The organism is Stenotrophomonas sp. AN71, assembly GCF_050435725.1.
In the GTDB taxonomy this organism is placed as follows: domain Bacteria; phylum Pseudomonadota; class Gammaproteobacteria; order Xanthomonadales; family Xanthomonadaceae; genus Stenotrophomonas.
This window is the reverse complement of the sequence record NZ_JBNDKU010000016.1, coordinates 1-24,051: the sequence shown is the minus strand read 5'-3', so window position 1 is coordinate 24,051 and position 24,051 is coordinate 1. Positions and strand designations below refer to the sequence as shown.

Genomic DNA, 24,051 nt, shown 5'->3' with positions numbered 1-24,051 from the left:
CAAAGGGCCCCGCTAGCAGGGCCCTTTGTCTTTTCCTGGCCCGCCCCGTGCCGGCCACCGACCGCCCGTTCCGGGCAGGCTCACCGCCGTGCCGTTACCATGGCCGCCTGTATTCGGCTGGTAACCGCAATGGACAAGGTTTTCATCGAGGGGCTGACGATCGATGCCCTGATCGGTATCTACGAGTGGGAGCGACGGATCCGCCAGGACCTGGTGTTCGACCTGGAGATGGGCTTCGACAACCGTCGCCCTGCGGCTACCGACGACATCGCCCACACCCTGAATTACAAGGCGGTGAGCAAGCGCCTGGAGCAGTTCGTGCGCGAGTCGGAATTCGGTTTGGTGGAGACCCTGGCCGAGCGCTGCGCGCAGATCGTGCTGGACGAATTCGACGTGAAGTGGCTGCGCCTGAAGCTGAGCAAGCCTGGTGCGGTGCGCGGCGCGCGCGCGGTAGGCGTGATCATCGAGCGCGAACGCGCCTGAACCGGTAGAGCCGGCCGCTGGCCGGCAACCCCGGCAACAACGAAAAGGAAAGGAGACAACCGATGGTGGACGCGGTAGTGGCAGTACAGTGGCTGGAAAAGCTGCAGAACACACTGGAACCCTATCCTGGCGCCTACCTGGCGTTGATGATCTCGGCCCTGCTGATCGCTGCGGGCTTGGCGAACTGGGTGACCAAACGCATCCTGGTGCGCGGCCTGCGGCGCTTGATCCAGCGTCTGCCGGGCGCCGCGTCGGGGCGCGGCAGCCACCTGATGCGGGTGATCGCGCGCCTGTCGAACGTGGTGCCCAGCCAGGTGATCGCTTCGGGCATCACCCTCATCCCCGACCTGCCGGAAGGCCTGGTCAAGGTCATCATCAAGCTGTGCATCGTGTGGGCGGTCCTGACCGTATCGATGGCGTTCTCGCATGCGCTGGATGCAGCCAACGACCTGTACGAGCGCAAGCCCGATGCGCGCAACAAGCCGATCAAGGGCTACCTGCAGGTGGTCAAGATCGTGGTGTTCGTGGCCGCAGGCCTGTCCATCGTCGCCACTCTGCTGGGGGTGAAGCTGGGGCCGCTGGTGACCGGCCTCGGCGCCGCTACCGCAGTGCTGATGCTGATCTTCCAGGACACCATCCTGTCGCTGGTGGCCAGCGTGCAGATCAGTGGCGATGGCCGCGTGCGCATCGGCGACTGGATCGAGATGCCCAGCCAGAACGCCGATGGTGATGTCATCGACATCGCCCTGCATACGGTCACCGTGCAGAACTTCGACAAGACCATCACCACCATCCCGACCAAGAAGCTGGTGACCGAGTCGTTCAAGAACTGGCGGGGCATGCAGGAGGCCGGTGGCCGCCGGATCAAGCGCGCGCTGTACCTGGACCAGCACAGCGTGGGCTTCCTGGACGAGGGCGACCTGGCTTTCCTCGGCGAGTTCGCCCTGCTGCGCGACTACCTGCGCGAGAAGGAACAGGAGCTGGGGCAGTGGAACGGGCGCCTGCGCGAGCAGGGCGTGGCCGAGGTCAACAGCCGCCGGGTGACCAACCTGGGCACCTTCCGTGCCTATGTGGAGCGCTACCTGCGCAGCCACCCCGGCATCCACACCGACATGACCCTGCTGGTGCGGCATCTGCAGCCGACCACCGAGGGCCTGCCGCTGGAGCTGTACTGCTTTACCCGCAGCACCGCGTGGGGCGAGTACGAGGCGGTGCAGTCGGACATCTTTGACCACCTGTTGGCGATCCTGCCGGCCTTCGGCCTGCGGGTGTTCCAGGCCTCCAGCGATGCCATGTTGATGGCTGGGCAGCGCCAGTTGGCCGGCTCGGAGTAAGCTGCGATGCCTCCGGCCGGACCGTACGGATCCGGCTGGAGCCTGAAACTGAATGACGAAACCTCTCGCCAAATGGCTCCGGATCGCTAGAATGCCGGGCTTGTAAACGTTTTCATCAAGGACTGCTGGTGGCCTCCGATCGCATCGAATCCCTCATTGCCCAGATGACCGTCGAGGAAAAGGTCGGCCAGCTGGGTGTCTTCGCGGACATGGTCCGCCCGTTCGCCCCGGACGTGAACCCGGAAGCCAACGTGCGCAATGCCGACCAGGTGCTGCAGCAGGTGCGCGAGGGCAAGGTCGGATCCCTGTTCAATGGTGTCGGCGCCGAGCTGGGCCGCCGCATCCAGCAGGTCGCCACGGAGGAGAGCCGCCTGGGCATTCCGGTGATCCTGGCCGCCGACGTCATCCACGGTATGCGCACCGTGTTCCCGATCCCGCTGGGCGAGGCCGCCAGCTTCGAGCCGGAGCTGGCAGAGCGTACCGCGCGCGCCACCGCCGTCGAGGCCACCGCCGCCGGCCTGCACTGGACCTACGCACCGGCCGTGGATATTGCCCGCGACCAGCGCTGGGGCCGTGGCGCCGAAGGTGCCGGTGAAGACGTGGTGCTGGGTTGTGCGTTCGCCGCCGCCCGCGTGCGCGGCTTCCAGGGCAGCGACCTTCGCGCCGACGATTCGCTGCTGGCCACGCCGAAGCATTTCGCCGCCTATGGCGCGGTGATGGCTGGCATGGAATACAACATGGTGGACATCTCGCCGCAGACCCTGCGCGATGTGCACCTGCCGCCCTTCAAGGCGGCGTTCGACGCCGGTGCGATCACCGTGATGTCCTCGTTCAATGACATCAACGGCGTGCCGGCCAGCGCCAACGCCGAGCTGCTGACCGACATCCTGCGTGGTGAATGGAAGTTCCCGGGCGTTGTGATTTCCGACTACACCGCCGACATGGAACTGGTCGCGCACGGCTATGCCGCTGACGATCGCGACGCCACTGCCAAGGCGTTCACCGCCGGCCTGGACCTGAGCATGCAGAGTGGCTTCTACGCCGAGCACCTGCCGGGCCTGGTCGAGAGCGGCGAGGTGCCGATGGCGGTGCTGGATGAAGGCGTTCGCCGCATCCTGTGGCTGAAGGAAACCATCGGTCTGTTCGACGACCCGTACCGTTCGCTGGACCCGGCGCGCGAAGCGGACACCTCGCACATTGCCGCCCATGACGAACTGTCGCGCGATGCCGCGCGCCGTTCGATCGTGCTGCTGAACAACCGTGACAACGTGCTGCCGCTGCAGAAGAACGGGCAGAAGATCGCGCTGATCGGCCCGTTCGTGCAGGACCGCGAGAACATCGAAGGCTGCTGGACGCTGTTCGGTGACAAGCAGCGGTATGTGGACCTGGAAACCGGCGTGCGCGCCGCCATCGGTGATGAGGCGCTGCTGGAGATCGTGCCGGGATGCGAGCTGGAAGTGGCCATTCCCGGTGGCACCGAGGCGGCGGTTGCCGCCGCATTGCGCGCCGACGTGGTGGTGCTGGCACTGGGCGAACCGCAGCGCTACAGCGGTGAAGCGCAGTCGCGCGTGGAGATCACCCTGCCGCCGGCCCAGCAGGCGCTGGCCGAGGCCGTGGCGATGACCGGCAAGCCGCTGGTGGTGCTGCTGCGCAATGGTCGCGCGCTGGCGCTGCAGGGCGCAGTGCGCAATGCCCACGCCGTGGCGGTGACCTGGTACCTGGGCACGCAGACCGGCCATGCCGTGGCCGATGTGCTGTTCGGCGACTACAGCCCTTCCGGCCGCCTGCCGGTCAGCTTCCCGCAGGTGTCCGGCCAGCAGCCGTACTTCTACAACCACCCGCGCACCGGCCGTCCGGAACTGCCGACCATGTCGGAGTTCAAGGCCCGCTGGCGCGAGATTCCGAACGAGCCGCTGTATCCGTTCGGCCATGGCGTCGGCTACACCACCTTTGCTTACGGCGTGCCGCAGTTGAGCGCGGCCCAGCTGGGCTGGGATGACACCCTGACCATCACCACCACGCTGACCAACAGCGGCAGCGTGGCCGGTGAGGAAGTGGCGCAGCTGTACATCCACGACCGCGTCGCCAGCCGCGTGCGTCCGGTGCGCGAGCTGAAGGACTTCCGCAAGGTGGCGCTGCAGCCGGGCGAATCGACCGAGGTGGTGTTCACCCTGACCCGCGAGCAGCTGGCCTTCACCGGCCGCGACGGCGTGCTGCGCGCCGAGCCGGGTGTCTTCGACCTGTGGGTCTGCGCCTCCTCGGCTGCCGGTGAAGCGGTGCAGTTCGAGCTGCTGAAGGGCTGAGTGAAGAAAAAGGGGGCGGAGGGGATTAAGTCGTTTGTGCCACAAACGACTTAATCCCCTCCGTCCCCTTTTTGTTGCCGTCACTGCGACGGCGCTACCATCGGGTTCCCTGTTTCGATGGAGTGCGCGCATGCGCCGGATGGCCTGTCTGATTCCCGCCCTGATGCTGGCCGCCTGTTCGCAGCCGGCGCCCCCGGCCGAGCCCGCGGCGGATGCTCCGCCGCCGATGGAGGCCAGCGCTGCAGCGACGCCTGCTGCCGAAGCCACCGCAGCCGCACCGGCTGCGGCTGCTGCTGCGGATGTGCCCGCCGAGGATGCGCGTGCGCGCATCGAGAGCGTGCTTGGTGATGCCGCTCAGTACGAAAAGGTCTTCAACGCGTTCAAGATCGCGGTGGTTGGCGGAGATCGCGCTGCGGTGGTCGAGGAAGTGCGCTTCCCGCTGAACATCGCCGGTGGAAAGAAGATCACCGGCCCCGGCGAGTTCCAGCGCAGCTACGAGAAGATCATCACTCCGGCGGTCGTCAAGGCGGTGTCCGAACAGGACTTCAGCAAGGTCTTCGTCAACCAGCAGGGCGTGATGATCGGTGATGGCCAGATCTGGCTGATAGGCGAGTGCCTGGACAAAGCCTGTGCGCGTGTCGAGGTAAAGGTCGGCACCATCCAATGAACGCAGACGGCCCCGCTTGCGGGGCCGTTTCATAGGGGCGATGCCGGCCAGCGGCCGGCACTGCCGTGCTGTCAGGCCTTCGGCGTCAGCTTCAGCAGGCGCGCCTTGCTGCCGTCTTCCAGCAGCCACAGCGCGCCATCCGGGCCCTGTTCCACTTCGCGGATGCGTTCGCCCATGTTGAAGCGCTCGGCTTCGCGCGCGCTGTCGCCGTCGAAGGCCACGCGCACCAGCGAGGTGGACGACAGGCCGCCGATGAAACCGCTGCCCTTCCACTGCGGGAACAGACTGCCGCTGTAGATCACGAAGCCGGCAGGCGAGATCACCGGGGTCCAGGTCACCTTCGGTGCGGCGAATTCCGGGCGGGTGTCGTGGTCGGGAATCGGACGGCCATCGTAATGGTCACCGTTGGAGACGATCGGGTAGCCGTAGTTGGCGCCGCGCACGATCAGGTTCAGTTCGTCACCACCGGCCGGGCCCATCTCATGCGCCCACAGCTTGCCGTTGGCATCGAATGCCATGCCAAGGATGTTGCGGTGGCCCAGCGACCACACCTGCGCGGCCACGCCGCCCTGCGAGGCGAACGGGTTGTCCGCCGGCAGGCTGCCATCATCATTGAGGCGGATGATCTTGCCGAGGTTGCTGCCCATGTCCTGCGCCGGATCGAACTTCTGCCGCTCGCTGGAACTGATCCACAGCTTGCCGTCCGGGCCGAAGGCGAGACGATGGCCGTAGTGGCCTTCACCGCTGACCTTGGGGCTCTGCCGCCAGATCACCTTCAGATCCTTCAGCTGGCCACCGCCGTTGGCGTCCAGCGCCAGCGTGGCGCGGGCCACGGCAGCACCGCGCGTGTCCAGCGTGCCTTCCTCGGCATAGCTGACGTAAACGACATGATTCCGAGCGAAGTCGGGGTGCAGGATGATGTCGCCGAAACCGCCCTGGCCACCGTAGGCGACCTTCGGAACGCCGGTGACCTCGTGCTTCTGGCCGCTGGCCAGGTCCAGATGCTGCAGCTTGCCGCGCTTTTCGGTGACCAGCAGGCTGCCATCGGGCAGGAAGGTCATCGCCCAGGGCTGGTCGAAGCGGCTGACTTCGGTGGTGGCGAACGGGCGTTGGTCCGAGGGGGCGGACGCTGAAGGCATGGCCTGCGCACCGCTGGCAGCCGGATCGGCGGCATTACAGGCGGAGGTGGCGAGGATCGGCAACAGGCCGAGGGCGAGCAGCAGGGGCGTGCGGGTCATGGGGATCTCCAGTGCGGGGATGCGGATGGCCAGGCTGTCCCTTGTATACCACTGCGGCCGTGACCGTCGTGGCCCGAAGGTCCTGCGCCCTCTGTGCGACGGCGGCGGGATCGTCTAGGGTGGGCACGCCCGGGCAAAGCGTGCCCGACTGACCGCCAAGGATCTGCAATGAACGCACCGATCATCCATCGTCCCTCGCCTGCCTTCATCGCCGCTTCCTGGGTGGCCCTGCTGCTGGGCGCAGTGGCCTATCTGGTAGGCCTGTTCAACGCGGAGATGCCGCTGAATGAAAAGGGCTATTACCTGACACTGCTGTTGTTTGGCCTGTTCGCGGCGGTGTCGTTGCAGAAGAGCGTACGCGATCGGGTCGAAGGCATTCCGGTCAGTGGCCTGTACTACGCGCTGTGCTGGTTCGCGCTCTTGTCTGCCCTGTTGCTGCTCCTGGTCGGCCTGTGGAATGCCACGCTGGTACTGAGCGAGAAGGGCTTCTATGGAATGGCATTCGCACTTTCCCTGTTCGGCGCGGTGGCGGTGCAGAAGAACACCCGCGACCTGATTGCTGCCGGTGGTGGTGAGGGCAGCCGCCGCACCTCGAGCGTGCCGCCGTTGCCGGAACAGGAGTGATGCAGGAACGGCAACGCCGGGCCATGCCCGGCGTTGCCGCGTATCGGATCGGTCAGGGGCCGCGCAACAGCCGTGGATCTGCCAGCTGCGCATCTTCCCAGCCACGGCGCACGGCATTGCGCGCCTGCGCCCATTCCAATCGGCTGCGACCACGTTCGTTGGTCCAGCGCGACTCCAGCTCGGCTTCGACCTGCTCGTAGGCGCGGATCATGTCCTGCGCGCGTGCAGCGTGGCCGATGCGGTAGGCCGGCTCGTAGTCCTCGAAGAACAGCTGATCATCGTAGTACGGCTCGGCGCTGTAGCGCTCACGCCAGTAGTTGCTGATCGCATCGCGCGGCGTGCTGTCGTCCGGCACGCGGCCGGGGATCTGGTACTCGGGGCTCATGGATCGGGCTCCGTGGTGGGTGAGCTTCGATCCTGACCCGTGGCCGGTTAACCCACGGGCCCGACGGTGTGATCGTCAGATCAATCCGCACGCAGCGGCGCTACCGATCAGTCGGTGTCGGCGTCCTTGCGTGGCAGCTTGTAGATCACCGCGCCGATGGCAAAGGCGACCAGCGCGGCGGCGATGTTCTGCCAGCTGGCACTGGCGAACAGTGCCAGGCACAACAGCAGCGCCAGCACCGGAATCAGCGGGCCGCCGGGCAGTTTCAACGCGCCAGGCCGGTCGGCGAAGCGCTTGGCCAGCACCAGCACCGCAGCAGCAGTACCGATATAGGCGAACAATCGCGTGGTCATCGACAGCAGCGCCAGCTGCACGAACGAACCGGACAGCGCCAGGCCCAGTGCGATCAGGCCCTGGCACAGGATCGATGCGGCGGGGGTGTGGAAACGCGGATGCACCTGCGCCAGGATCTTCGGTCCGTAGCCATCGCGGGCCAGTGCGAACAGGAAGCGTGGGCCCATCATCATCGTGTTGCTGTTGGTGCCCAGGATGGAGATGGTGGCGCCGACGGTCAGGATCAGCGCCAGTGCTTCGCCGCCGAAGCCGGCGGCGGCATCGGCCAGTGGCGTGGCCGAGCCGGCCAGGCCGGCCAGCGTGCCCTGTGCCACCACCTGTACCGCACCGTAGATGACGGTGACGGTGATGATCATGGTGATCAGCGCGAACGGAATATCGCGGCGCGGATTGCGGTATTCGCCGGCGGCAGCCGGGATGTTCTCGAAACCGGCGTAGGCGTACAGCAGCAGAAGCGCAGCCTCGCCCATGCGCTGCAGGTCGTGCGGATCCGGGCGCTGGCCGGAAAACACCTGTTGCGGGTCGATGTAGAACGCACCGATGGCCACGAACAGCAGCAGCGGCAGCATCTTGCCGATCACCAGGACCACACCGGTACGCGCAGCTGAACGCACGCCGATGATGTTGACCCCGGTGAGGAAGCCCAGCGACACCACGATCACCGCGATGCGGCCCATGCCGGCGCCAGCCCACGGCCAGAAGCGCGCGACCGCGTCGGCCAGCGCGTTGCTGAGCGCGGCGGCCGAGCTGATGCGGGTCAACCAGATCATCCAGCCGATCTCGAAACCGGCGAAGCGTCCGAATGCCTCGCGGGCATACAGGTAGCTCCCGCCGGGTTCATCGAAGTAGCTGGCTGCCTGTGCATAGCAGAGCACCAGCAGGGCGACGACGATGCCGGCGGCGACCACGCCCCACAGGCTGAAGGGACCGAGCAGGGCCACGGTGGCGGCGGGCAGCAGGTAGATGCCGCTGCCGATCACATCGTTGATCGACAGCCCGACGATCTGCCAGCGGCTGACCGCGCGCTGCAGCTGCGGTTCGTCCTGCGCGCTCATCGGGCGTCTCCGGTCAGTGCGGGCAGCTGCCACCGTGCCTGCAGCCGCTTGTATTCGGCGCGCGGCAACAGCACGAAGCGCGGCCCATCCTGCGGCCGCAGCCAGTCCAGCAGGGCCTGCATGCGCGCCTGCGGCATGGCGGTGCACCCGGCCGTGGCCTCACCTGGCTGGCGCCACAGGTGGGCAAAGATGCAGCTGCCCTTGCCGGGCTGGTTGTCCGGGTTGTGGGCGATCACGAAGCCCTGCTGGTAACGCACGTCGCCCTTGTTGTGCAGGTCCAGCCGCATCGGCTCGGTCGAACCTTCCACGGCCGCCTTGCCCACCTTTTTCGCGTCGACGATGCGGTTATAGAACGGTGACGCCGGCACATCCATGCAATAGCTGCTGTCCAGCATCGGCTGGTAGGGGATCGCAGTGCCGGGGCGGGTGACGGCATAGCCGAACGCGCTGCCGAGCGCGAACACGCCGGCCGGGCTGCGGCCATCCCCTTCCCGTTTCTGCGGGCCGTCGGCCTGCGCCGGATGCAGGCCCAGGCCCCATGCGCTGCCGGTGCGGCCAAGCGCGACCGGGAAGGCCTGCCCATGCGCGTGCCAGCCCTTGCCGTCGCGCACATAGGCCTGCAGCTGCCCCTGGGTGCTGTCCCAGCTTTCACTGGTGACCACGATCAGCTGGCGCGCGCCATCGAGGGGCGCAGCATGGACGGACAGCGCCGCGGCAAGCAGCAGCGTAGCGGTGGCAAGGCGGGCCAACGATTTCATCAGCGTGCGCTCCGGTCAGGAATCCAGCAGGTGATCGATCCGCTCCAGGTTCACCGCCAGCTGCTGCTGGCGGTCCGGATTGGCATGGCAGAGCAGCACGAACAGGAAATCGAGCAGGGCGTGCATCGCGCTACGGTACAGCAGCTGTGCGGCCTGCGGTGCGCGGTCGTGCGCGCAAACCACCAGCGCGGCATCGGCGTGCGCGCGCAGTGGGTTGGCGGTGTGGCGGGTGATGGAAATCACCTTGCCGCCCATGTCCTGGAACTGCCGCGACAGCTGCGCGAGCTGGGGCAGGTTGCCGAACTCGGAGAACACCAGCAGCACGTCCCCGGTGCGCGCGGCTGAGAGGTTGGCCAGCATCAGGATCGGGTCGGTGTGCGGCACCACCAGCAGGCCGAGCAGCGACAGCCGCATGGCGAACTCGCGGGCATACAGGCCGTCATCACCCAGCCCGTACACGAACAGCTTTGGTGCGCCATCAAGCAGCTGCACGATGCGTTCGATTTCCTCGCGCGGGTTGGCCTGGCGGGTCTCCTCCTCGGCCTGCGCCTTGCTGCGGCGCAGGGTCTCGCCCAGGCGCAGGTAGTCATCGCCGTTGTCGGGTGTACTGGGCGCCTGCTGCGGATCGGCTCCGGCGCGGGCGATGTCCTGGCCGATGGAGTACTTCAGATCCGGATAGCCCTTGAAGCCGAGCTTCTGGCTGAACTTCACCACGCTGGACTGGCTGATGCCCAGCGCGCTGGCCAGCTGCTGGGACGAGTAGTCGCGCAGCAGGTGGGCATTGTCGAGAATGAAGTCGGCGATCCGGCGTTCGATGGCCGACATCTGCCCGCGCTCGGAACGGATCTTCAGCAGGGGCGGCATGCGGGGTGTCCGGGCATGGATAGGCGCGTTGCGGTTGGCAGCGTAGAGCGTGTCATGGAATGGGTCGGGCGGGTGGGGTTTGCGGGGGACGCCGCACGTACGTCCCTGTAGGCTTGGCCGCCGCATTCATGCGGCGGACACCCCTGCAAGACCCCGGACCTACCGCGCGCGTGCCAGCCGCGAGGGGGATACGGGGTAGTGCAAAAGCAACGCCAAAAGCAAGTGAATCCACGCATGGCGTGGATCTACTGGTCACCCCAGCATCTCCAGCCCGCGCACTTCGGTGATGCCCAACCCGGGCACATCGCTGATGCTGATCTCCGATTCGTTGAAATGCACGCCGCCGCTGACCGGGTCGAACTGGCCCAGTGAGGGACCGTCCAGGTCGACCTTGGTGATCACATCGCTCCTGGCCACGGCCAGGTGCACGGCCGCGGCCACGCTGATGCTGGATTCGATCATGCAGCCGATCATGCACGGCACGCCGTAGATGCCGGCGATATCGGCGATGCGGATGGCGTTGGACAGGCCACCGGTCTTCATCAGCTTGATGTTGATGATGTCGGCCGCGCGCTGCTGGATCAGGTCCATCACCTGGCTCGGGCTGAACACGCTCTCGTCGGCCATCACCGGCGTGTTGACCCGGTCGGTGACATACTTCAGGCCGCTGATGTCGGCGGCTTTCACCGGCTGCTCCAGCAGCTCCAGCACCACGCCGGCGTCTTCCAGCGTACGCATCGCATGCACCGCCTGCTTGGCGGTCCAGCCCTGGTTGGCATCCAGGCGCAGCAGTGCACGTCCCTCCACGGCCGCGTGGATCGCCTTGACCCGTTCGATGTCCAGGCCGATGTCCTTGCCGACCTTGATCTTCAGCGACTCGAAGCCGCGTTCGATCGCGGACAGTGAATCGGCCACCATCTTGTCGATGTAATCCACGCTGATGGTGATGTCGGTGGTGATCACCGGGTCACCGCCGCCGAGCATCTGGTACAGCGGTGCACCGTGCAGCTGCGCCCACAGGTCGTACAGCGCGATCTCCACCGCTGCCTTGGCGCTGGTGTTGCGCTCCATCGCGGTCTGCACCAGACCGCACAGGCGGTTGAGGTTGACCACCTCCTGGCCGATCAGGCGCGGGGCGATGAAGTGGCGGATCGCTTCGATGATCGAACCGTGCGTATCGCCGGTGATCACTGCGGTGGCCGGGGCTTCACCGTAGCCGGTGTTGCCGGTGTCGGTGCGGATCAGCACCACCACGTCTTCCACGGTCTCCACTGTGCGCAGGGCGGTCTTGAACGGTGTCTTCAACGGCACGCGCAGCATGCCCAGTTCGATGGCGGTGATCTTCATTCAGGAGTCTTGGCCCGCAGGCGCTGGATGTTGGTGATGCGGTCGATGTAGCGGACGGTATCGCTGGCCATCATCGGCTCCAGCGGCGTGACCGAAACACCATTGAGATGGGCCTGCACGCGCGTGCCGTCGGCGCCGAACCAGCTGCCGCCAGCGGTATCGTGGATGACCCAGGTGCGGCCGTCGACGTGGCCGATGGCCATCATCACGTGTCCGGGGATGTAGACCAGATCGCCGACCTGCAGGTCGGTGACGGCGTGATCGCGCACGGCCTTGCGGTCCTTGTCGGTGAACGGCAGGCGGTCCAGCGCCGGGCTGACTGCCTGTGCGCTGGTATTGCGCGGCAGCAGAACGCCGAAGCTGCGGTAGATCTCGGAAACGAAACCGCTGCAGTCGCGGGTGTCGTAGTCGTGGCCCCAGCCGTAGCGCTCGCCAAGGAACTTGAAGGCCTGCTGCAGCAGCAGGCGCGGGGTCAGTGGCAGGTAGTCGGCGGCAGTGTCCTGCGAGCGCGGCAACAGGGCCGGCACCAGCTTCAAGCGGCCATCGGCTTCGCGCACCGGCAGCTGCACCACCCACGACGCATGTGCCTGTTGGCCGTTCACCGGTTCGGCGGCTGGCCAGTCGCTCAGCACCGGCAGGCGCACGCCCATGTCCAGCTGCAGCCGCGAGACGCGCGGTTCTTCCGGGGTGTAGGCGGTCTGTGCAGTGGCACCGGTGACGATCCGATACGGTCCCTTCGCGCCGTAGCCGAGCACTGTGGCCTTGTCGCCGCCGGCGATGGCATCGGCCTGGATCCATGCGCTGTAGCGCTCGCTGTGCACGAACAGCCAGCGACCGTCGGTACTGCGGTGGACCACGGCCACCTTGTCGCCGGGGAACAGTGCCGATTCCTGGAAGCGGTCGATGTCGGTGTCACCGGCGGTGCTGAAGACGCGTTCGCGGGTGGGGAAGGTGCGCAGTGCGGCGCGCTTCACTACCAGGCCATAGGCAGGTGTCACCTGGGCGGGAATCGTATCCAGACCGAGGTTGGCTTCGATGGCGCGGCGCGCACCTGCAGCGATGGTCTGTCCCTTCTCGTCATACAGCGCCCGCGTGGGCCAGCGCGATAGCGCGGTGATGCTGTCGCGGACCTGCGTTACGCCGAGTTGTGCAGGCAGTGCGGCGATGTCCTGGATATGGCTGTCCTGCGCGCGCATCCGCGCGTTCTGCGCGTCGATCTGCGCGCGGTCGAGGATCGGAGCATCGGCGTTGTCCAGCCGAGCCGCCCAGTACTGCGGGGTCAGGTAGGCCTCATGCAGGCCGATCACATACGGCAGCGGCGCGCCGGGATCGGGGGCGGGAGCGGCCTGGACAAAGGCCGGCGCGGCCAGCAGGCACACGGCCAGGGTCAGCCGGCGCGGCCATCGCCACTGCCGTTGCGGTTCGCGGGAAGACTGGATCATGCGGTGCACACCCTCCTCGAATGCTCCATGGAATATTTATTCCTTTTGATGGCGAAAGCAAGAATAAATTATTGACCAGTCCTCCGGCCCGTGTTACACAGCCATTACCACCCGCGCTGGGGAAGTGTCGCTGTGGATCCTGCTGTTCGCAAACCGCGTCTGCCTGCTGCTGCCGGCCTGTGTGCCGCGCTGCTGCTGTGCGCGTCGGCTGCGCAGGCAGCGGATGAGTGCAGCAGCCCGCAGCGTGCGCGCGAAACCCAGGTGATCGATCTGATCGACAGCGGCCGTTTCGGTGATGCCGATGCGCGTTTGGCAACCGGAAAAAATGACGCCGAAGGCGAATTCCAGCGCGAGCGCATGCGCCGCATCCGCCTGGATTTCAGTCTCGACGAAGCCGCGGCCAAGGCGGCGGTGCGGCGTTGGATTCCCGATCTGAGCGACGAGGAGTTCGCGCGCTGGGATCAGCTCAGTCTGATCGAACATCTCGATATCGACAGCACACGCTGGTACTTCAAGCGTGCACCGTCGAACCTGTTCCTGCTCAGCGATGAAGCGCGCGCACGCCGCCGCGCGGACGCACCGATGCCGGCGCCAGGCCCGAATGAGGTGCTCAACGCACACCATGCGCGCGTGGTTGCTGCGGTCGAGCAGAGCGGACAGGCCTCGGTGCTGCCGCAGCGCATTGAATTCACCCAATCGCTGACGGTGAAGGCTGATGCCGTGCCGGCCGGCGAAACGGTACGCGCCTGGATTCCGTACCCGCGCGAGATCCCGGGCCAGCAGGAGCAGGTGCAGTGGCTGGGCAGCAGCCCGGGCAAGGCGCGGGTGGCACCGGCCAGCACCTTGCAACGCACGGCCTATCTGGAAGCCAAGGCGGTGGCCGGGCAACCGACCCGTTTCGAGATCCGCTATTCGGTCACGATCTTCGCCAGACACACGTCAATCGATCCGGCGAGGGTGCAACCCACACCGGCCGATCCGGCGCTGAAGCCCTACCTGGCCGAGCAGCTGCCGCACGTGCGATTCACGCCGGCGCTGAAGCTGTTCTCCGACCAGGTACTGCAGGGAGAGACGCGGCCCTATGAAGTGGTGCGCACGCTGTTCGCAGCGGTAGATCGCATTCCCTGGGCCGGTGCGCGCGAGTACTCCACGATCAGCAACATCAGCGACTATGCGCTACGTGCCGGGCATGCCGACTGCGGGCAGCAGACGCTGCTGCTGATCGCGCTGCTGCGCCTGAACGGCATTCCCGCGCGCTGGCAGTCGGGCATGGTTTTTTCCAGCGATGGCAGCGGCTACACCAACCTGCATGACTGGGGGCAGTTCTACCTGGCGCCGTACGGCTGGCTGCCGATGGACGTGACCACCGGTGCGCTGGCCAGCGATGTGCCGGCGCTGCGTGACTTCTATCTGGGTGGCCTCGACGGCGACCGCATCACCTTCAACGATGATTTCGGCCAGGCCCTGGCGCCGGCCAAACAGCATTTCCGCTCGGAAACGGTCGACTCGCAGCGTGGCGAGGCCGAGTGGGCAGGCGGCAACCTGTATTTCGACCAATGGAGCTACGACTTCCAGTGGCGGGTACTGCCAGCCAGGCAACGCTAGCGCGGCACATCGCATTCCACACCATTCAATTCTTGCAGGAGAGAGCAGGGGATGAAGGCTTACAGCATCAAGCGGGCGGCGTTGTGCGTCGCCCTTGGGGCGTGTCTGGGCGTAGTGCTGCCCGGTATCGCGATGGCACAGAACGTGAGCGGCGCAGTCGCCGGCCGTGCAACCGCCGGCGACCAGGTGACCGTGGTCAGCAGCAGCACCGGCCTGACCCGCACCGTCACCGTCGGCGCCGATGGCAGCTACCGCTTGGGCCAACTGCCGGTGGGTGATTACCAGCTGCAGCTCAGCCGCGAAGGGCAGAAGCTGGGCGATCAGGTGGCTGTCAGCGTTGCCGTCGGCGGAACCACTACGGTCAATCTGGCCAGCGCGGGAGGCGTCACCAACCTCGATGCGCTGCAGGTGGTCGGCACCCGCGTGGTCAATCGCGTGGATGTGTACTCCACTGAAACCTCGTTCAACATCAACCGCCAGGAGATCTCGCGCCTGCCGGTTGCGCAGGATCTGTCGGCGGTGGCACTGATGGCACCGGGCGTTGTCGGCGGCAATTCGTCGTTCGGTGGCCTGTCCTTCGCCGGTTCATCGGTGGCCGAGAACGCGGTCTTCATCAACGGCCTGAACGTCACCGACATGTATACCCGTCGAGGCTTCAGTACCGCGCCGTTCGCCTTCTTCAACGAGTTCCAGGTCAAGACCGGTGGCTACTCGGTCGAGTTCGGCCGCTCCACCGGTGGTGTGATCAATGCCGTGACCCGCTCCGGCAGCAATGAATTCGAAGGCGGTGTGGAAGTGACCATCGAGCCCAGCGCGTGGCGCTCCAGCGGTGGTGACCATTTCCACCGCGACGGCACGCCGCATTCGTATGGCAGCCGTGACAACAATTCGTTCCTGAAGACCAATGTCTGGGGCTCGGGGCCGATCATCAAGGACAAGCTGTTCCTGTTTGCGATGTACGAAGACCGCAGTGACAAGGGACACAACACCGCGTCCGATGGCAGCACCTGGTTCAAGAATGATGCCGGCAACGGCTTCTGGGGCACCAAGCTGGACTGGAACATCAATGACAACCACAGCCTGGCGCTGCTGGCGTTCTCCGATGAAGGCGACGTCACCAACGCGTCGTATGGCTACAACTGGAACACGGACCAGCTCGGTGCCTGGGGCGGCGACTCGGTCACCGAAACCGGTGGCCGCAACTGGTCGGCGACCTACACGGGTCACTTCGGCCAGAACTTCACCGCACGTGCCATGGTCGGCCAGAACAACCAGCGCGCGTTCACCAGTTCGTCGCTGGACCAGGCCTGCAGCCCGGTATTCACCGACAGCACCTACGGCCCGCGGCTGGGCAAGCTGCAGGGCCTGCGCGCAGGCTGCCATCCGACCGGTGCCGCCGTCGCCGAGCGCGACGATACCCGCGACGTCGCGCGCCTGGATTTCGAATGGCAGCTGGGCGATCACCTGCTTCGCTTCGGCGTGGACCGCGAGCTGATGACCACCAAGCAGTCCACCCGCTATCCCGGTCCAACCGAGCGGAGCTACACCGCCTACGTGGCGCGGCCGGGTGATGAGGTGTGGGACGGCGCCAACGCCTATGTGCCAGCAGGCGTCACCGAGATGCTGCGCGCGCGCAACCGCAAGTCCGGTGGCACGTTCGAAACCGAGGCCAATGCCTTCTATCTGGAAGACATCTGGAACATCACCCCGAACCTGATGCTGAACCTCGGTGTGCGCTGGGATCGATTCGAGAACCGCACCGCCGCCGGCAAGGCGTTCATCAAGATGGACGACCTGATCGCGCCCCGCGTCGGCTTCTCGTGGGACATGCGCGGCGATGGCAGCACCAAGCTGTTCGGCAACGCCGGCCGCTACTACCTGCCGGTCACCAACAACATCAACGTCAACTTCGCCGGTGGCCTGACCGACGAGTACAGCTACTACGTGCTCAACGGTTGGGAGCAGAAGTCCTCGCCAACCGGCTCGCCGTACATGGCACCGATCATCGGCCAGCAGATCGGGCCGACCGACACCCGCATGAACACCGGTGGCGCCGACCTGCGGCAGAGCGTGGACCGCGATCTGAAAGCGGTCTACCAGGACGAGTACATCCTAGGCTTCCAGAACATGATCAACCAGGCTTGGTCGTGGGGCGTCAACGCCACCTACCGGCGCATGACCCGCGCGCTGGATGACATCCGCATCAACTACACCCCCTGCGGACCGACCCCGAGCACGCTGTGGCCGATCGCCAACCCGGGCGAGAGCCTGACGATCTGGGGCGACAAGCGCATCGGCTGCGCCAACGAGGGATGGATCACCATCGATACCGCCAACAGCGGCTACCGCAAGGGCGGCAGTGGCGAGGTGATCGGCTATTCCAAGCCCAAGCGCACCTACAAGGCGCTGGAATTCCAGATCGACCGTGCGTGGGACGAGAAATGGATGTTCAACGCCTCCTATCTGTGGTCGAAGAGCGAGGGCAACTTCGAAGGCCCGGTGAACTCCGATACCAACTACGGCGACACCGGCATGGTGCAGTTCTGGGACCATCCGGCCACCAATGAGCGCTATGGCGTGCTGTTCAACGACTTCCGCCACCAGTTCAAGCTGCGCGCCGCGTATGCGCTGAACAAGCAGTGGTCGTTCGGCACCACGTTGCAGGTGCAGTCCGGTGGCCCGATCACCGCCTATGGCGTGATGTGGCCGAACGATTCCATCGCTGGTGGCAGTACGTCCAGCGAAGGCAGTGGTGGCGGCACCGGCTGGCTGTGCGTGGCCAACTGTTCCGGTCCATACGACAAGCGCCAGTTCGAATACAGCCCGCGCGGTGCCTTCGGTCGGCTGCCGTGGACCTGGACCATGGGCGCCAACGTGACCTGGCGTCTGCCGGTGGAAGGCATCGACCTCAGCGCACGTCTGTCGGTGTACAACCTGTTCAACAACCAGAAGACCATCAACGTGCATCAGCGCTACGAGGCACAACCTGGCCAGTATCGTGAGGCCACCTTCGCCACGGGTACACGCTGGCAGGCACCGCGTTACACCCAGCTGGTGGTGACCTGGAACTTCTGAGACCACGAGCCGCGCCGCCTCGACCGGCGGCGCGGATACCGGACGGGAAATCTGCATGCATCACCTGGTGATCCTGGCGGCTGCACTGGCTGCACCGTCCGTTTCGATGGTCGACACCGCCTCCATCGATACCGATGTCGCGGCCGTGGTCCAGCACGAGCATCTGCCGGCGCTGGCCATGGCCGTGGTCGAACAGGGGCGGGTGGTCTACCGGCACGCCGAAGGTGCGCGCGGCGATGGCGGACGCATCGACGAGGACACGTTGTTCAAGATCGCCTCCAACAGCAAGGCGATGACCGCCGCATTGCTTGCGCGGCTGGTACAGCAGGGAAAGCTGCACTGGGATGATCCGGTGCAGCGGTATCTGCCGGATTTCCGTATGTATGAGACCTGGGTGGGCGGGCAGATGCAGGTGCGCGACCTGCTGATCCACAACAGCGGGCTCGGCCTGGGCGCGGGCGACCTGATGCTGTGGCCGGAACCGAACGCGTTCACCCGCGCCGACATCATCGCAGGGTTGGCGCACCTGAAGCCGGTCAGCAGCTTCCGCAGCCGCTACGCCTACGACAACCTGATGTATGTGGTGGCCGGCGAAGTCGCGGCAGCCGCCGGCGGCAAGCCCTATGACCACCTGATGCGCGAGCAGGTGTTCCAGCCGCTGGGCATGTCACGCTGCCAGGTCGGGGCGTGGTCGGTGAAGCGCGTGGGCAACGTGGCACAACCGCATGCTTGGCGTGGCGACCGCAATTCAGTGGTGAACGCCGATGCTGCAATCAGCCCGGATCTACCCTCGATGGCCGCCGGCGGCATCCGTTGCTCGTTGCGTGACATGACCCGATGGATGCAGGTATTGCTGGACCCGGCTTTGATGCCGGATTGGCTGGACATCGAGCAACGCCGCACGCTGTGGACCCTGCACATGCCGATGCCGCTGGGTGAACGCCAGCGGCGCTGGGACAGCGCGCACTTCTACGGCTATGGCTACGGCTGGCGCGTCTCTGACATGGATGGTCAGTGGAAGGTGGCACATACCGGCACGCTGTCGGGCATGTATTCGTCGCTGGCATTGCTGCCCGACCGCAAGGTGGGTGTAGTGATGCTGATCAATGGTGAAGGCGAGGACGCGCGCACGGCGCTGATGCAGGCGATGCTGAAGCGCTTCACCGCAGCGGGCGATGCGCGGCCGGCGATGGAATACCTGGCCGAACTGAAGGCTGACCAGGCCGCGCGCGCGGCAACGGGGCATCAGCGGCCGGACACCGCAGGTGCACGGCAGGCGTCGCATACCGAGCTGTCACACTGGCAGGGCCGGTACAGGGATCCCTGGCTGGGTCCGGCCTCGCTGTGCCCGGGCAAGGACGGCCTGCGTTTCAGCGTGGACAAGTCGCCAAAGCTGCAGGCGGCCGTGCTGCAGTTGCAGGGGCGCTGGCTGCTGCGCTGGGATACGCTGGACGACGAGGCGCAGGCGTGGCTGCGGCCGGGTGAAGGCTCGGCACCGACACTGGACCTGCGCGCCATCGATCCGGACATCGACTTCAGCTATGACTTCCAGGACCTGCATTTCACTCGTACTGGCGAATGCCCTGGCGGCGACCGCCGGCGCCGCTGAGCCGCCACGCATTTCGCCAGCCACCGATGCAGCCGGTGCCGGGCTCGTGGAGATCCGCGCGCTGTCGCCGCGCATCGACATGGATATCCGCTACGCCGGTACCCACAACTTCACCGGCGCGCGCGTGCCCGGGTATGAGGCGCCTTCCTGCTACCTGCTGGCGCCGGTGGCCAAGGCCTTGGCACAGGTGGAACAGGATCTGCGCGCGGACGGCTTTGGCCTGCGTCTGTACGACTGCTACCGGCCGGTGCGCGCGGTGCAGGCCTTCATGGCCTGGGTGAACGATCCGAGCGAGCGCTCGCGCAAGGCGGTGCAGTATCCGGACCTGGACAAGCCGCGCCTGTTGGCCGACGGCTACATCGCCGAGCGCTCCGGCCACAGCCGCGGTGCCACGGTCGATCTTGGTCTGCTGGACTGCCGCAGCGGTGCATGCACGCCGCTGGACATGGGCACCGACTTCGACTTCTTCGGCCCACGTGCGCATACGCAGACGAGCGGACTGACCGACGCGCAGCAGGCAAACCGCCAGCAACTGGTGCAGGCAATGGCGCGGCGTGGTTTCGTGAACTATCCGCAGGAGTGGTGGCATTACACGTTGCAGCCCGAACCGGACCCCGGCACTGCCTACGACATACCCGTGCGGTAGGGGTTATCGGCAGGGCCGCGCCCTGCACCCGATAGATTCCTGGTGGGGGGAGTAGATCCACGCCATGCGTGGATGAATCTCCATCGAAATCGGATATCTCAAAAATTGAACGAAGAGCATCCACGCGTGGCGTGGATCTACCGGATTGCGTCCGGGGCAGATCCCTTACACTGGCCGCCTTCCCCTCGCTGCCCACCTGATGAACCTTCCCCTGCACTTCGGCCTGCTCGGCACCCTGGAAGCCGGCGTCATCGCCCTGCTGGTCGGCCTGCTGGTGTATTTCCTGTGGTCGCGGCTGTGCCGGCTGCTGCACTGGTCGATGGGGTACGCGATCGGTTGGGCCTGCGTGTTCTCGGTGGTGATCTCCGCCGGTATCGACGCGTGGAAATTGTTCTACATGGGCATCGTGCGGCTGGAATCGCCGCTGTACGCGCGCCTGTTCCTGGCCACCATCCACGATCCGAACGAACTCGGCAGCCGCGTGGTGCTGGAGATTGCCGGTGCGCTGGCTGGTGTTGCGCTGGGATGGGTGGTGTTCAGTTCGCGGTCATCGGAAAAAACCGTCGACTGACGCAGGTTTTTCGTTGCCTGCCGGTTAAATGCAAAGGCGCTGAATGCGCATCTTATGAGCCACTCACTTCACCCTAACCACCGCGCTAAAGCATGCGTGGTGGCGAGTGGTTAATCGTGTGTGTGCACGCAGGTCGCGGGGCAAAATCGATTCAGAAACGCGGTGGCAGGGTAGGTGCCGTGCGGAAACAACAGGCCGCGCAACACCACCCAATAGGTAGGAGACACCCCTGATGACTATTCGCAACCGCAAGCCCCTGATCGCCCTGATCGTCGCCGCCGGCAGCGTGCTGGCCATCCCGGCGATGGCCCAGTCGGCCAAGCAGCAGGCCGCGCACGCGCAGAACGAAGCGGCGCATGCCCAGCAGGCGGCAGCCCAGGCGGGCCAGGCCGCTGACCAGGCGACCGATGCGGCCGCGGCGGCATCGGCACAGGCCAACGGCGGTGGCCAGACCTGGGCCAGCATCGATACTGATGGCAACGGCACCATCAGCAAGAGCGAGGCACAGGTCAACGCGGGCCTGGCCCAGGTGTTCGACCAGGCAGATACCAACAAGGACGGCGAACTGAGCGCCGATGAGTACAAGGCCTACGTGGCAGCCCAGCAGGCTGGGGCCGGTGCCGGTGCCGGCGCGGCGCAGGGTCGCTGATCCACACCTGATTCGGGACAACCGGTGCATGGGGACCCGGGCGGCTGCGGCCGCCCGGGTTTTTCTCGTCATCGCCGCCCCTGTATCCTTGACCGATGAACACCTCCACGCCTGCGCCGTCGCGCGCCATCGGCCTGGTCGGTTTTGACGGTGACGATACGCTGTGGAAGAGCGAGGACTACTACCGCAAGGCCGAGCAGGATTATCTTGACCTGCTGTCGCGCTACGTCGACGTGCATGACACCCAGACCGCGCGCCACCTGCTGGAAGTGCAGCAGCGCCATCTGGGCACCTTCGGCTATGGCGTGAAGAGCATGACGCTGTCGATGATCGAAGCGGCCATCGACATCACCGGGCAGCGCATCGACGCCAAGGACATCCAGCGCATCCTCGACATCGGCCACGACACCCTGCGCCACCCGGTGGAGCTGATCGACGGCGTGCGCGAAGCGGTGGCGGCCATTGCCGAGCACTACCCGGTGGTGCTGATCACCAAGGGTGATCTGTTCCATCAGGAAGCGAAGATCAAGGTCGCCAACCTGGGCGAGCTGTTCCCGCGCATCGAGATCGTCTCGGAGAAGGACCCGGAAACCTATGCGCGCGTGCTGGCCGAGTTCGACCTGCCGATGGAGCGCTTCGTGATGGTCGGCAACTCGCTGCGCTCTGACATTGAGCCGGTGGTCACCCTCGGTGGCTGGGGCGTCCACACCCCGTACGCGGTGACCTGGGCCCACGAGACCCAGCACGGCGTGGCCGATGACGAACCGCGCATGGTCACTGCCGATACCGCCCACGATTGGCCGGCCGCGCTGGCGGCCATCGAAGCCAAGGCCGCCGCGGCGGCCTGACAGGAGGCGGCGGCTGCGGCAGAATCGGTCCATGAACCTCCGACTGCGCGCGCTGCTGTTGTCCCTGCTGCTGGCGCCGGCCACCGTGCTGGCCCAGCAGACGGCCGAACGTTCGGCCACCTATGAGGTAAGCACCGGCGATCGCTGGGTCGATGCCCAGCTGCAGGACATCAACCACTACGCCGAACGCTACCCCGACGCCTTTCTCGACGAAGTGTCGCGCTATGCCGACGTGCCGCGTGGCTACGTCAGCGCGCTGTTCACCACCCACGGCTGGCAGGCGGGGGACATCTACTTCGCCTGCTTCTGGGCCAAGGCCAGCGGCCAGACCTGCCGCGACAGCGTGCGCGCCTTCAGCCAGGACCCGCAGGGTGGCTGGGAGGCAGTGGTGAAGCGCATGCCGGTGAAACCACAGAACCTGCATGTGCGCGCCGTGCGCCACGCCATCGTGGCCAGCTACCAGCACTGGGACCGGCCGATCACCCTGGATGCCACGTTGAAGCGGCAGCTGCAGCGGTAATGCCGGGCTACGCCCGGCGAGCGCGCGGCGCGGCCCTGGGATCCGCCGGGCATGGCCGGGCGCTACCAATATTTCTCATGTTGCTCTGCGTATCGCCGCCGCCGCGCGCTCCGGCGACAATGGACCCAGTAGCGCCGGGCCATGCCCGGCGGAATCGCTTCCCGTTCCCGTAATCGAGTGACTGATGAGCGCCTCTTTCGTTTCGCCCGATGTGATCCGCCGCCTGTTCGCACAGGCCATGTCCCGCATGTACCGCGCCGAAGTGCCGTTGTACGGCACGCTGGTGGAACTGGTGGAGCGGATCAACGCCCAGGTGCTGGAGCAGGACCCGGCGCTGGCTGCGCAGCTGCAGCGCAATGACGAACGTGCGCGGCTGGACGAGGAGCGTCATGGCGCGATCCGCGTCGGCACCGTGCAGGAGCTGGCCACGCTGCGCCGCGTGTTCGCGGTGATGGGCATGTACCCGGTCGGTTACTACGACCTGTCGGTGGCCGGCGTGCCGGTGCATTCCACTGCGTTCCGCCCGCTGACCGGCGCGGCGCTGGCGCAGAATCCGTTCCGCGTGTTCACCTCGCTGCTGCGCCTGGAGCTGATCGAAGACGAAACCCTGCGTGCCGAGTCGGCGAAGATCCTGGCCCGTCGCCGCATCTTCACCGACGGCGCGCTGGCGCTGATCGACCAGGCCGAGCGTGACGGTGGCCTGTCGCAGGCCGATGCGGAGCGCTTCGTGGAGGAAGCACTGGAGACCTTCCGCTGGCACGGCGATGCCACGGTCGATCTGCCGACCTATCACGCGCTGCACAACGCGCACCGCCTGGTGGCCGACGTGGTCAGTTTCCGTGGCCCGCACATCAACCACCTGACGCCGCGCACGCTGGACATCGACGCTGCGCAGGCGGCAATGATCGAGCACGGCATGGCGGCCAAGGCGGTGATCGAAGGCCCGCCGCGCCGTGCCTGCCCGATCCTGCTGCGCCAGACCAGCTTCAAGGCACTGGAAGAAGCCGTGCAGTTCCCGGACAGTGAGGGGGGCGATGCCGGCACCCATACCGCGCGCTTCGGCGAGATCGAACAACGCGGCCTTGCACTGACCCCGAAGGGCCGCGCGCTGTACGACCAGCTGCTGTCACAGGCGCGCAACACCGAAGGTGCCGGCAGCACCGGTGGCGACTACGGCCAGCGCCTGCAGGCGGTGTTTGCCAGCTTCCCGGATGACCATGACACGCTGCGCCAGGAAGGACTGGGCTACTACCGCTACCAGTTGACCGACGCCGGCCGTGCCGCGCCGGAGCGCGTGGCCGATCTGCCGGCCGAAGTGCTGGTGGCCGTGGGCCTGGCCACGGCCGACCCGATCGTCTATGAGGATTTCCTGCCGGTCAGCGCTGCGGGCATTTTCCAGTCGAACCTGGGTGGTGAAGAGCAGCGCGCCTATGCCGCGCATGCCAACCGCGAGGCCTTCGAGCAGGCGCTGGGCGTGGCGGTGAATGACGAGTTCGAGATCTACGAGCGGCTGCAGGCCGAGTCGCTGGCGAGTCTGCGCATCGCGTGAAGGTAGAGCCGGGGGGGGGGGGGGGGGGGGGGGGGGCGGCCCCCCGCGGGGGGGGCCCCCCCCCCCCCCGGGCGCTTTTCGCCGCCCCCCCCCCCACCCGCCCCCGCCCCGCCATCCCACGGAAT

At 66.3% G+C, this 24,051-nt stretch carries 21 protein-coding genes; 14 read left to right on the top strand and 7 right to left on the bottom strand.

Annotated elements, in window-relative coordinates; all coding sequences use genetic code 11:
• The first annotated feature begins 129 nt into the window (after positions 1-129).
• From folB to ABH900_RS19195, 4 genes are all read left to right on the top strand, one after another.
• Entirely contained in the window at positions 130-483 is a 354-nt protein-coding gene (gene folB, locus ABH900_RS19210; protein ID WP_429624757.1) for a dihydroneopterin aldolase, read from the top strand.
• A gap of 62 nt (positions 484-545) precedes the next feature.
• The gene (locus ABH900_RS19205; RefSeq protein WP_429624756.1) at positions 546-1,817 is read left to right on the top strand and encodes a mechanosensitive ion channel family protein; all 1,272 of its coding nucleotides are present in this window, start codon (positions 546-548) and stop codon (positions 1,815-1,817) included.
• Positions 1,818-1,945: 128 nt separating this feature from the next.
• Positions 1,946-4,120 (top strand): glycoside hydrolase family 3 N-terminal domain-containing protein, encoded by a 2,175-nt coding sequence (locus tag ABH900_RS19200; RefSeq protein WP_429624755.1) that lies wholly within the window; start codon positions 1,946-1,948, stop codon positions 4,118-4,120.
• Positions 4,121-4,250: 130 nt separating this feature from the next.
• Positions 4,251-4,787 carry a hypothetical protein gene (locus tag ABH900_RS19195; protein ID WP_429624754.1) on the top strand — a complete coding sequence of 179 codons (537 nt, stop codon included), beginning with the start codon at positions 4,251-4,253 and terminating at the stop codon, positions 4,785-4,787.
• 71 nt (positions 4,788-4,858) lie between these two features.
• Here the strand turns inward: ABH900_RS19195 and ABH900_RS19190 are convergent, their stop codons facing one another.
• A complete protein-coding gene (locus tag ABH900_RS19190; RefSeq protein ID WP_429624752.1) occupies positions 4,859-6,025 on the bottom strand; it encodes a PQQ-dependent sugar dehydrogenase in 1,167 nt (388 codons plus the stop codon).
• A 168-nt stretch (positions 6,026-6,193) separates the two neighbouring features.
• On the opposite strand from ABH900_RS19190, the gene yiaA reads away from it, so the two are divergent.
• Positions 6,194-6,649 carry an inner membrane protein YiaA gene (yiaA, locus tag ABH900_RS19185; RefSeq protein WP_429624751.1) on the top strand — a complete coding sequence of 152 codons (456 nt, stop codon included), beginning with the start codon at positions 6,194-6,196 and terminating at the stop codon, positions 6,647-6,649.
• A gap of 52 nt (positions 6,650-6,701) precedes the next feature.
• On the opposite strand, the gene ABH900_RS19180 is transcribed toward yiaA, so the two are convergent.
• From ABH900_RS19180 to ABH900_RS19155, 6 genes are all read right to left on the bottom strand, one after another.
• Complete coding sequence (locus ABH900_RS19180; RefSeq protein ID WP_429624749.1) at positions 6,702-7,034, bottom strand: hypothetical protein; 333 nt, start codon at positions 7,032-7,034, stop codon at positions 6,702-6,704.
• Between the two features lie 107 nt (positions 7,035-7,141).
• Positions 7,142-8,443 (bottom strand): APC family permease, encoded by a 1,302-nt coding sequence (locus tag ABH900_RS19175; protein WP_429624747.1) that lies wholly within the window; start codon positions 8,441-8,443, stop codon positions 7,142-7,144.
• Positions 8,440-9,201 (bottom strand): L,D-transpeptidase family protein, encoded by a 762-nt coding sequence (locus tag ABH900_RS19170; protein WP_429624746.1) that lies wholly within the window; start codon positions 9,199-9,201, stop codon positions 8,440-8,442. The genes ABH900_RS19175 and ABH900_RS19170 overlap by 4 nt, the downstream gene beginning before the upstream one ends.
• A 15-nt stretch (positions 9,202-9,216) precedes the next feature.
• Positions 9,217-10,065 (bottom strand): MurR/RpiR family transcriptional regulator, encoded by an 849-nt coding sequence (locus ABH900_RS19165; RefSeq protein WP_429624744.1) that lies wholly within the window; start codon positions 10,063-10,065, stop codon positions 9,217-9,219.
• 252 nt (positions 10,066-10,317) lie between these two features.
• Positions 10,318-11,412 (bottom strand): dipeptide epimerase, encoded by a 1,095-nt coding sequence (locus tag ABH900_RS19160; RefSeq protein ID WP_429624742.1) that lies wholly within the window; start codon positions 11,410-11,412, stop codon positions 10,318-10,320.
• The gene (locus tag ABH900_RS19155; RefSeq protein ID WP_429624740.1) at positions 11,409-12,854 is read right to left on the bottom strand and encodes an SH3 domain-containing protein; all 1,446 of its coding nucleotides are present in this window, start codon (positions 12,852-12,854) and stop codon (positions 11,409-11,411) included. Before ABH900_RS19155 ends, ABH900_RS19160 begins: the two co-directional genes overlap by 4 nt.
• A gap of 132 nt (positions 12,855-12,986) precedes the next feature.
• Between ABH900_RS19155 and ABH900_RS19150 the strand changes: the two genes are divergently transcribed.
• The 9 genes from ABH900_RS19150 (at position 12,987) to hglS (ending at position 23,926) form a co-directional block, all read left to right on the top strand.
• Positions 12,987-14,459 carry a transglutaminase-like domain-containing protein gene (locus ABH900_RS19150; protein ID WP_429624738.1) on the top strand — a complete coding sequence of 491 codons (1,473 nt, stop codon included), beginning with the start codon at positions 12,987-12,989 and terminating at the stop codon, positions 14,457-14,459.
• Between the two features lie 51 nt (positions 14,460-14,510).
• On the top strand, positions 14,511-17,534 hold the full coding sequence (locus ABH900_RS19145) for a TonB-dependent receptor (protein WP_429624737.1): 3,024 nt from the start codon (positions 14,511-14,513) through the stop codon (positions 17,532-17,534).
• A gap of 55 nt (positions 17,535-17,589) precedes the next feature.
• On the top strand, positions 17,590-19,143 hold the full coding sequence (locus ABH900_RS19140) for a serine hydrolase domain-containing protein (RefSeq protein WP_429624736.1): 1,554 nt from the start codon (positions 17,590-17,592) through the stop codon (positions 19,141-19,143).
• Positions 19,076-19,789, top strand: a complete 714-nt coding sequence (locus ABH900_RS19135; RefSeq protein WP_429624734.1) for a M15 family metallopeptidase — start codon at positions 19,076-19,078, stop codon at positions 19,787-19,789. The genes ABH900_RS19140 and ABH900_RS19135 overlap by 68 nt, the downstream gene beginning before the upstream one ends.
• A gap of 199 nt (positions 19,790-19,988) precedes the next feature.
• Positions 19,989-20,360, top strand: a complete 372-nt coding sequence (locus ABH900_RS19130) for a hypothetical protein (RefSeq protein ID WP_429624733.1) — start codon at positions 19,989-19,991, stop codon at positions 20,358-20,360.
• Positions 20,361-20,592: 232 nt separating this feature from the next.
• Positions 20,593-21,009: an EF-hand domain-containing protein gene (locus ABH900_RS19125; RefSeq protein WP_429624731.1), complete on the top strand. Its 417-nt coding sequence runs from the start codon at positions 20,593-20,595 to the stop codon at positions 21,007-21,009.
• A gap of 95 nt (positions 21,010-21,104) precedes the next feature.
• Complete coding sequence (locus ABH900_RS19120) at positions 21,105-21,857, top strand: HAD family hydrolase (RefSeq protein WP_429624730.1); 753 nt, start codon at positions 21,105-21,107, stop codon at positions 21,855-21,857.
• 31 nt (positions 21,858-21,888) lie between these two features.
• Positions 21,889-22,377 carry a hypothetical protein gene (locus tag ABH900_RS19115; protein WP_429624728.1) on the top strand — a complete coding sequence of 163 codons (489 nt, stop codon included), beginning with the start codon at positions 21,889-21,891 and terminating at the stop codon, positions 22,375-22,377.
• Positions 22,378-22,561: 184 nt separating this feature from the next.
• The gene (hglS, locus tag ABH900_RS19110; protein ID WP_429624726.1) at positions 22,562-23,926 is read left to right on the top strand and encodes a 2-oxoadipate dioxygenase/decarboxylase HglS; all 1,365 of its coding nucleotides are present in this window, start codon (positions 22,562-22,564) and stop codon (positions 23,924-23,926) included.
• Positions 23,927-24,051: the final 125 nt, after the last annotated feature.

What these genes read in the sequence shown, in the direction of transcription:
- ABH900_RS19165 (WP_429624744.1), bottom strand. Translation starts at nt 10,065, where the DNA reads ATGCCGCCCCTGCTGAAGATCCGTTCCGAGCGCGGGCAGATGTCGGCC.
- ABH900_RS19130 (WP_429624733.1), top strand. Translation starts at nt 19,989, where the DNA reads ATGAACCTTCCCCTGCACTTCGGCCTGCTCGGCACCCTGGAAGCCGGC.
- ABH900_RS19205 (WP_429624756.1), top strand. Translation starts at nt 546, where the DNA reads ATGGTGGACGCGGTAGTGGCAGTACAGTGGCTGGAAAAGCTGCAGAAC.
- folB (WP_429624757.1), top strand. Translation starts at nt 130, where the DNA reads ATGGACAAGGTTTTCATCGAGGGGCTGACGATCGATGCCCTGATCGGT.
- ABH900_RS19180 (WP_429624749.1), bottom strand. Translation starts at nt 7,034, where the DNA reads ATGAGCCCCGAGTACCAGATCCCCGGCCGCGTGCCGGACGACAGCACG.
- ABH900_RS19125 (WP_429624731.1), top strand. Translation starts at nt 20,593, where the DNA reads ATGACTATTCGCAACCGCAAGCCCCTGATCGCCCTGATCGTCGCCGCC.
- ABH900_RS19135 (WP_429624734.1), top strand. Translation starts at nt 19,076, where the DNA reads ATGACTTCCAGGACCTGCATTTCACTCGTACTGGCGAATGCCCTGGCG.
- hglS (WP_429624726.1), top strand. Translation starts at nt 22,562, where the DNA reads ATGAGCGCCTCTTTCGTTTCGCCCGATGTGATCCGCCGCCTGTTCGCA.
- ABH900_RS19115 (WP_429624728.1), top strand. Translation starts at nt 21,889, where the DNA reads ATGAACCTCCGACTGCGCGCGCTGCTGTTGTCCCTGCTGCTGGCGCCG.
- ABH900_RS19155 (WP_429624740.1), bottom strand. Translation starts at nt 12,854, where the DNA reads ATGATCCAGTCTTCCCGCGAACCGCAACGGCAGTGGCGATGGCCGCGC.
- ABH900_RS19175 (WP_429624747.1), bottom strand. Translation starts at nt 8,443, where the DNA reads ATGAGCGCGCAGGACGAACCGCAGCTGCAGCGCGCGGTCAGCCGCTGG.
- ABH900_RS19170 (WP_429624746.1), bottom strand. Translation starts at nt 9,201, where the DNA reads ATGAAATCGTTGGCCCGCCTTGCCACCGCTACGCTGCTGCTTGCCGCG.
- ABH900_RS19145 (WP_429624737.1), top strand. Translation starts at nt 14,511, where the DNA reads ATGAAGGCTTACAGCATCAAGCGGGCGGCGTTGTGCGTCGCCCTTGGG.
- ABH900_RS19140 (WP_429624736.1), top strand. Translation starts at nt 17,590, where the DNA reads ATGCATCACCTGGTGATCCTGGCGGCTGCACTGGCTGCACCGTCCGTT.
- yiaA (WP_429624751.1), top strand. Translation starts at nt 6,194, where the DNA reads ATGAACGCACCGATCATCCATCGTCCCTCGCCTGCCTTCATCGCCGCT.
- ABH900_RS19195 (WP_429624754.1), top strand. Translation starts at nt 4,251, where the DNA reads ATGCGCCGGATGGCCTGTCTGATTCCCGCCCTGATGCTGGCCGCCTGT.
- ABH900_RS19160 (WP_429624742.1), bottom strand. Translation starts at nt 11,412, where the DNA reads ATGAAGATCACCGCCATCGAACTGGGCATGCTGCGCGTGCCGTTGAAG.
- ABH900_RS19120 (WP_429624730.1), top strand. Translation starts at nt 21,105, where the DNA reads ATGAACACCTCCACGCCTGCGCCGTCGCGCGCCATCGGCCTGGTCGGT.
- ABH900_RS19190 (WP_429624752.1), bottom strand. Translation starts at nt 6,025, where the DNA reads ATGACCCGCACGCCCCTGCTGCTCGCCCTCGGCCTGTTGCCGATCCTC.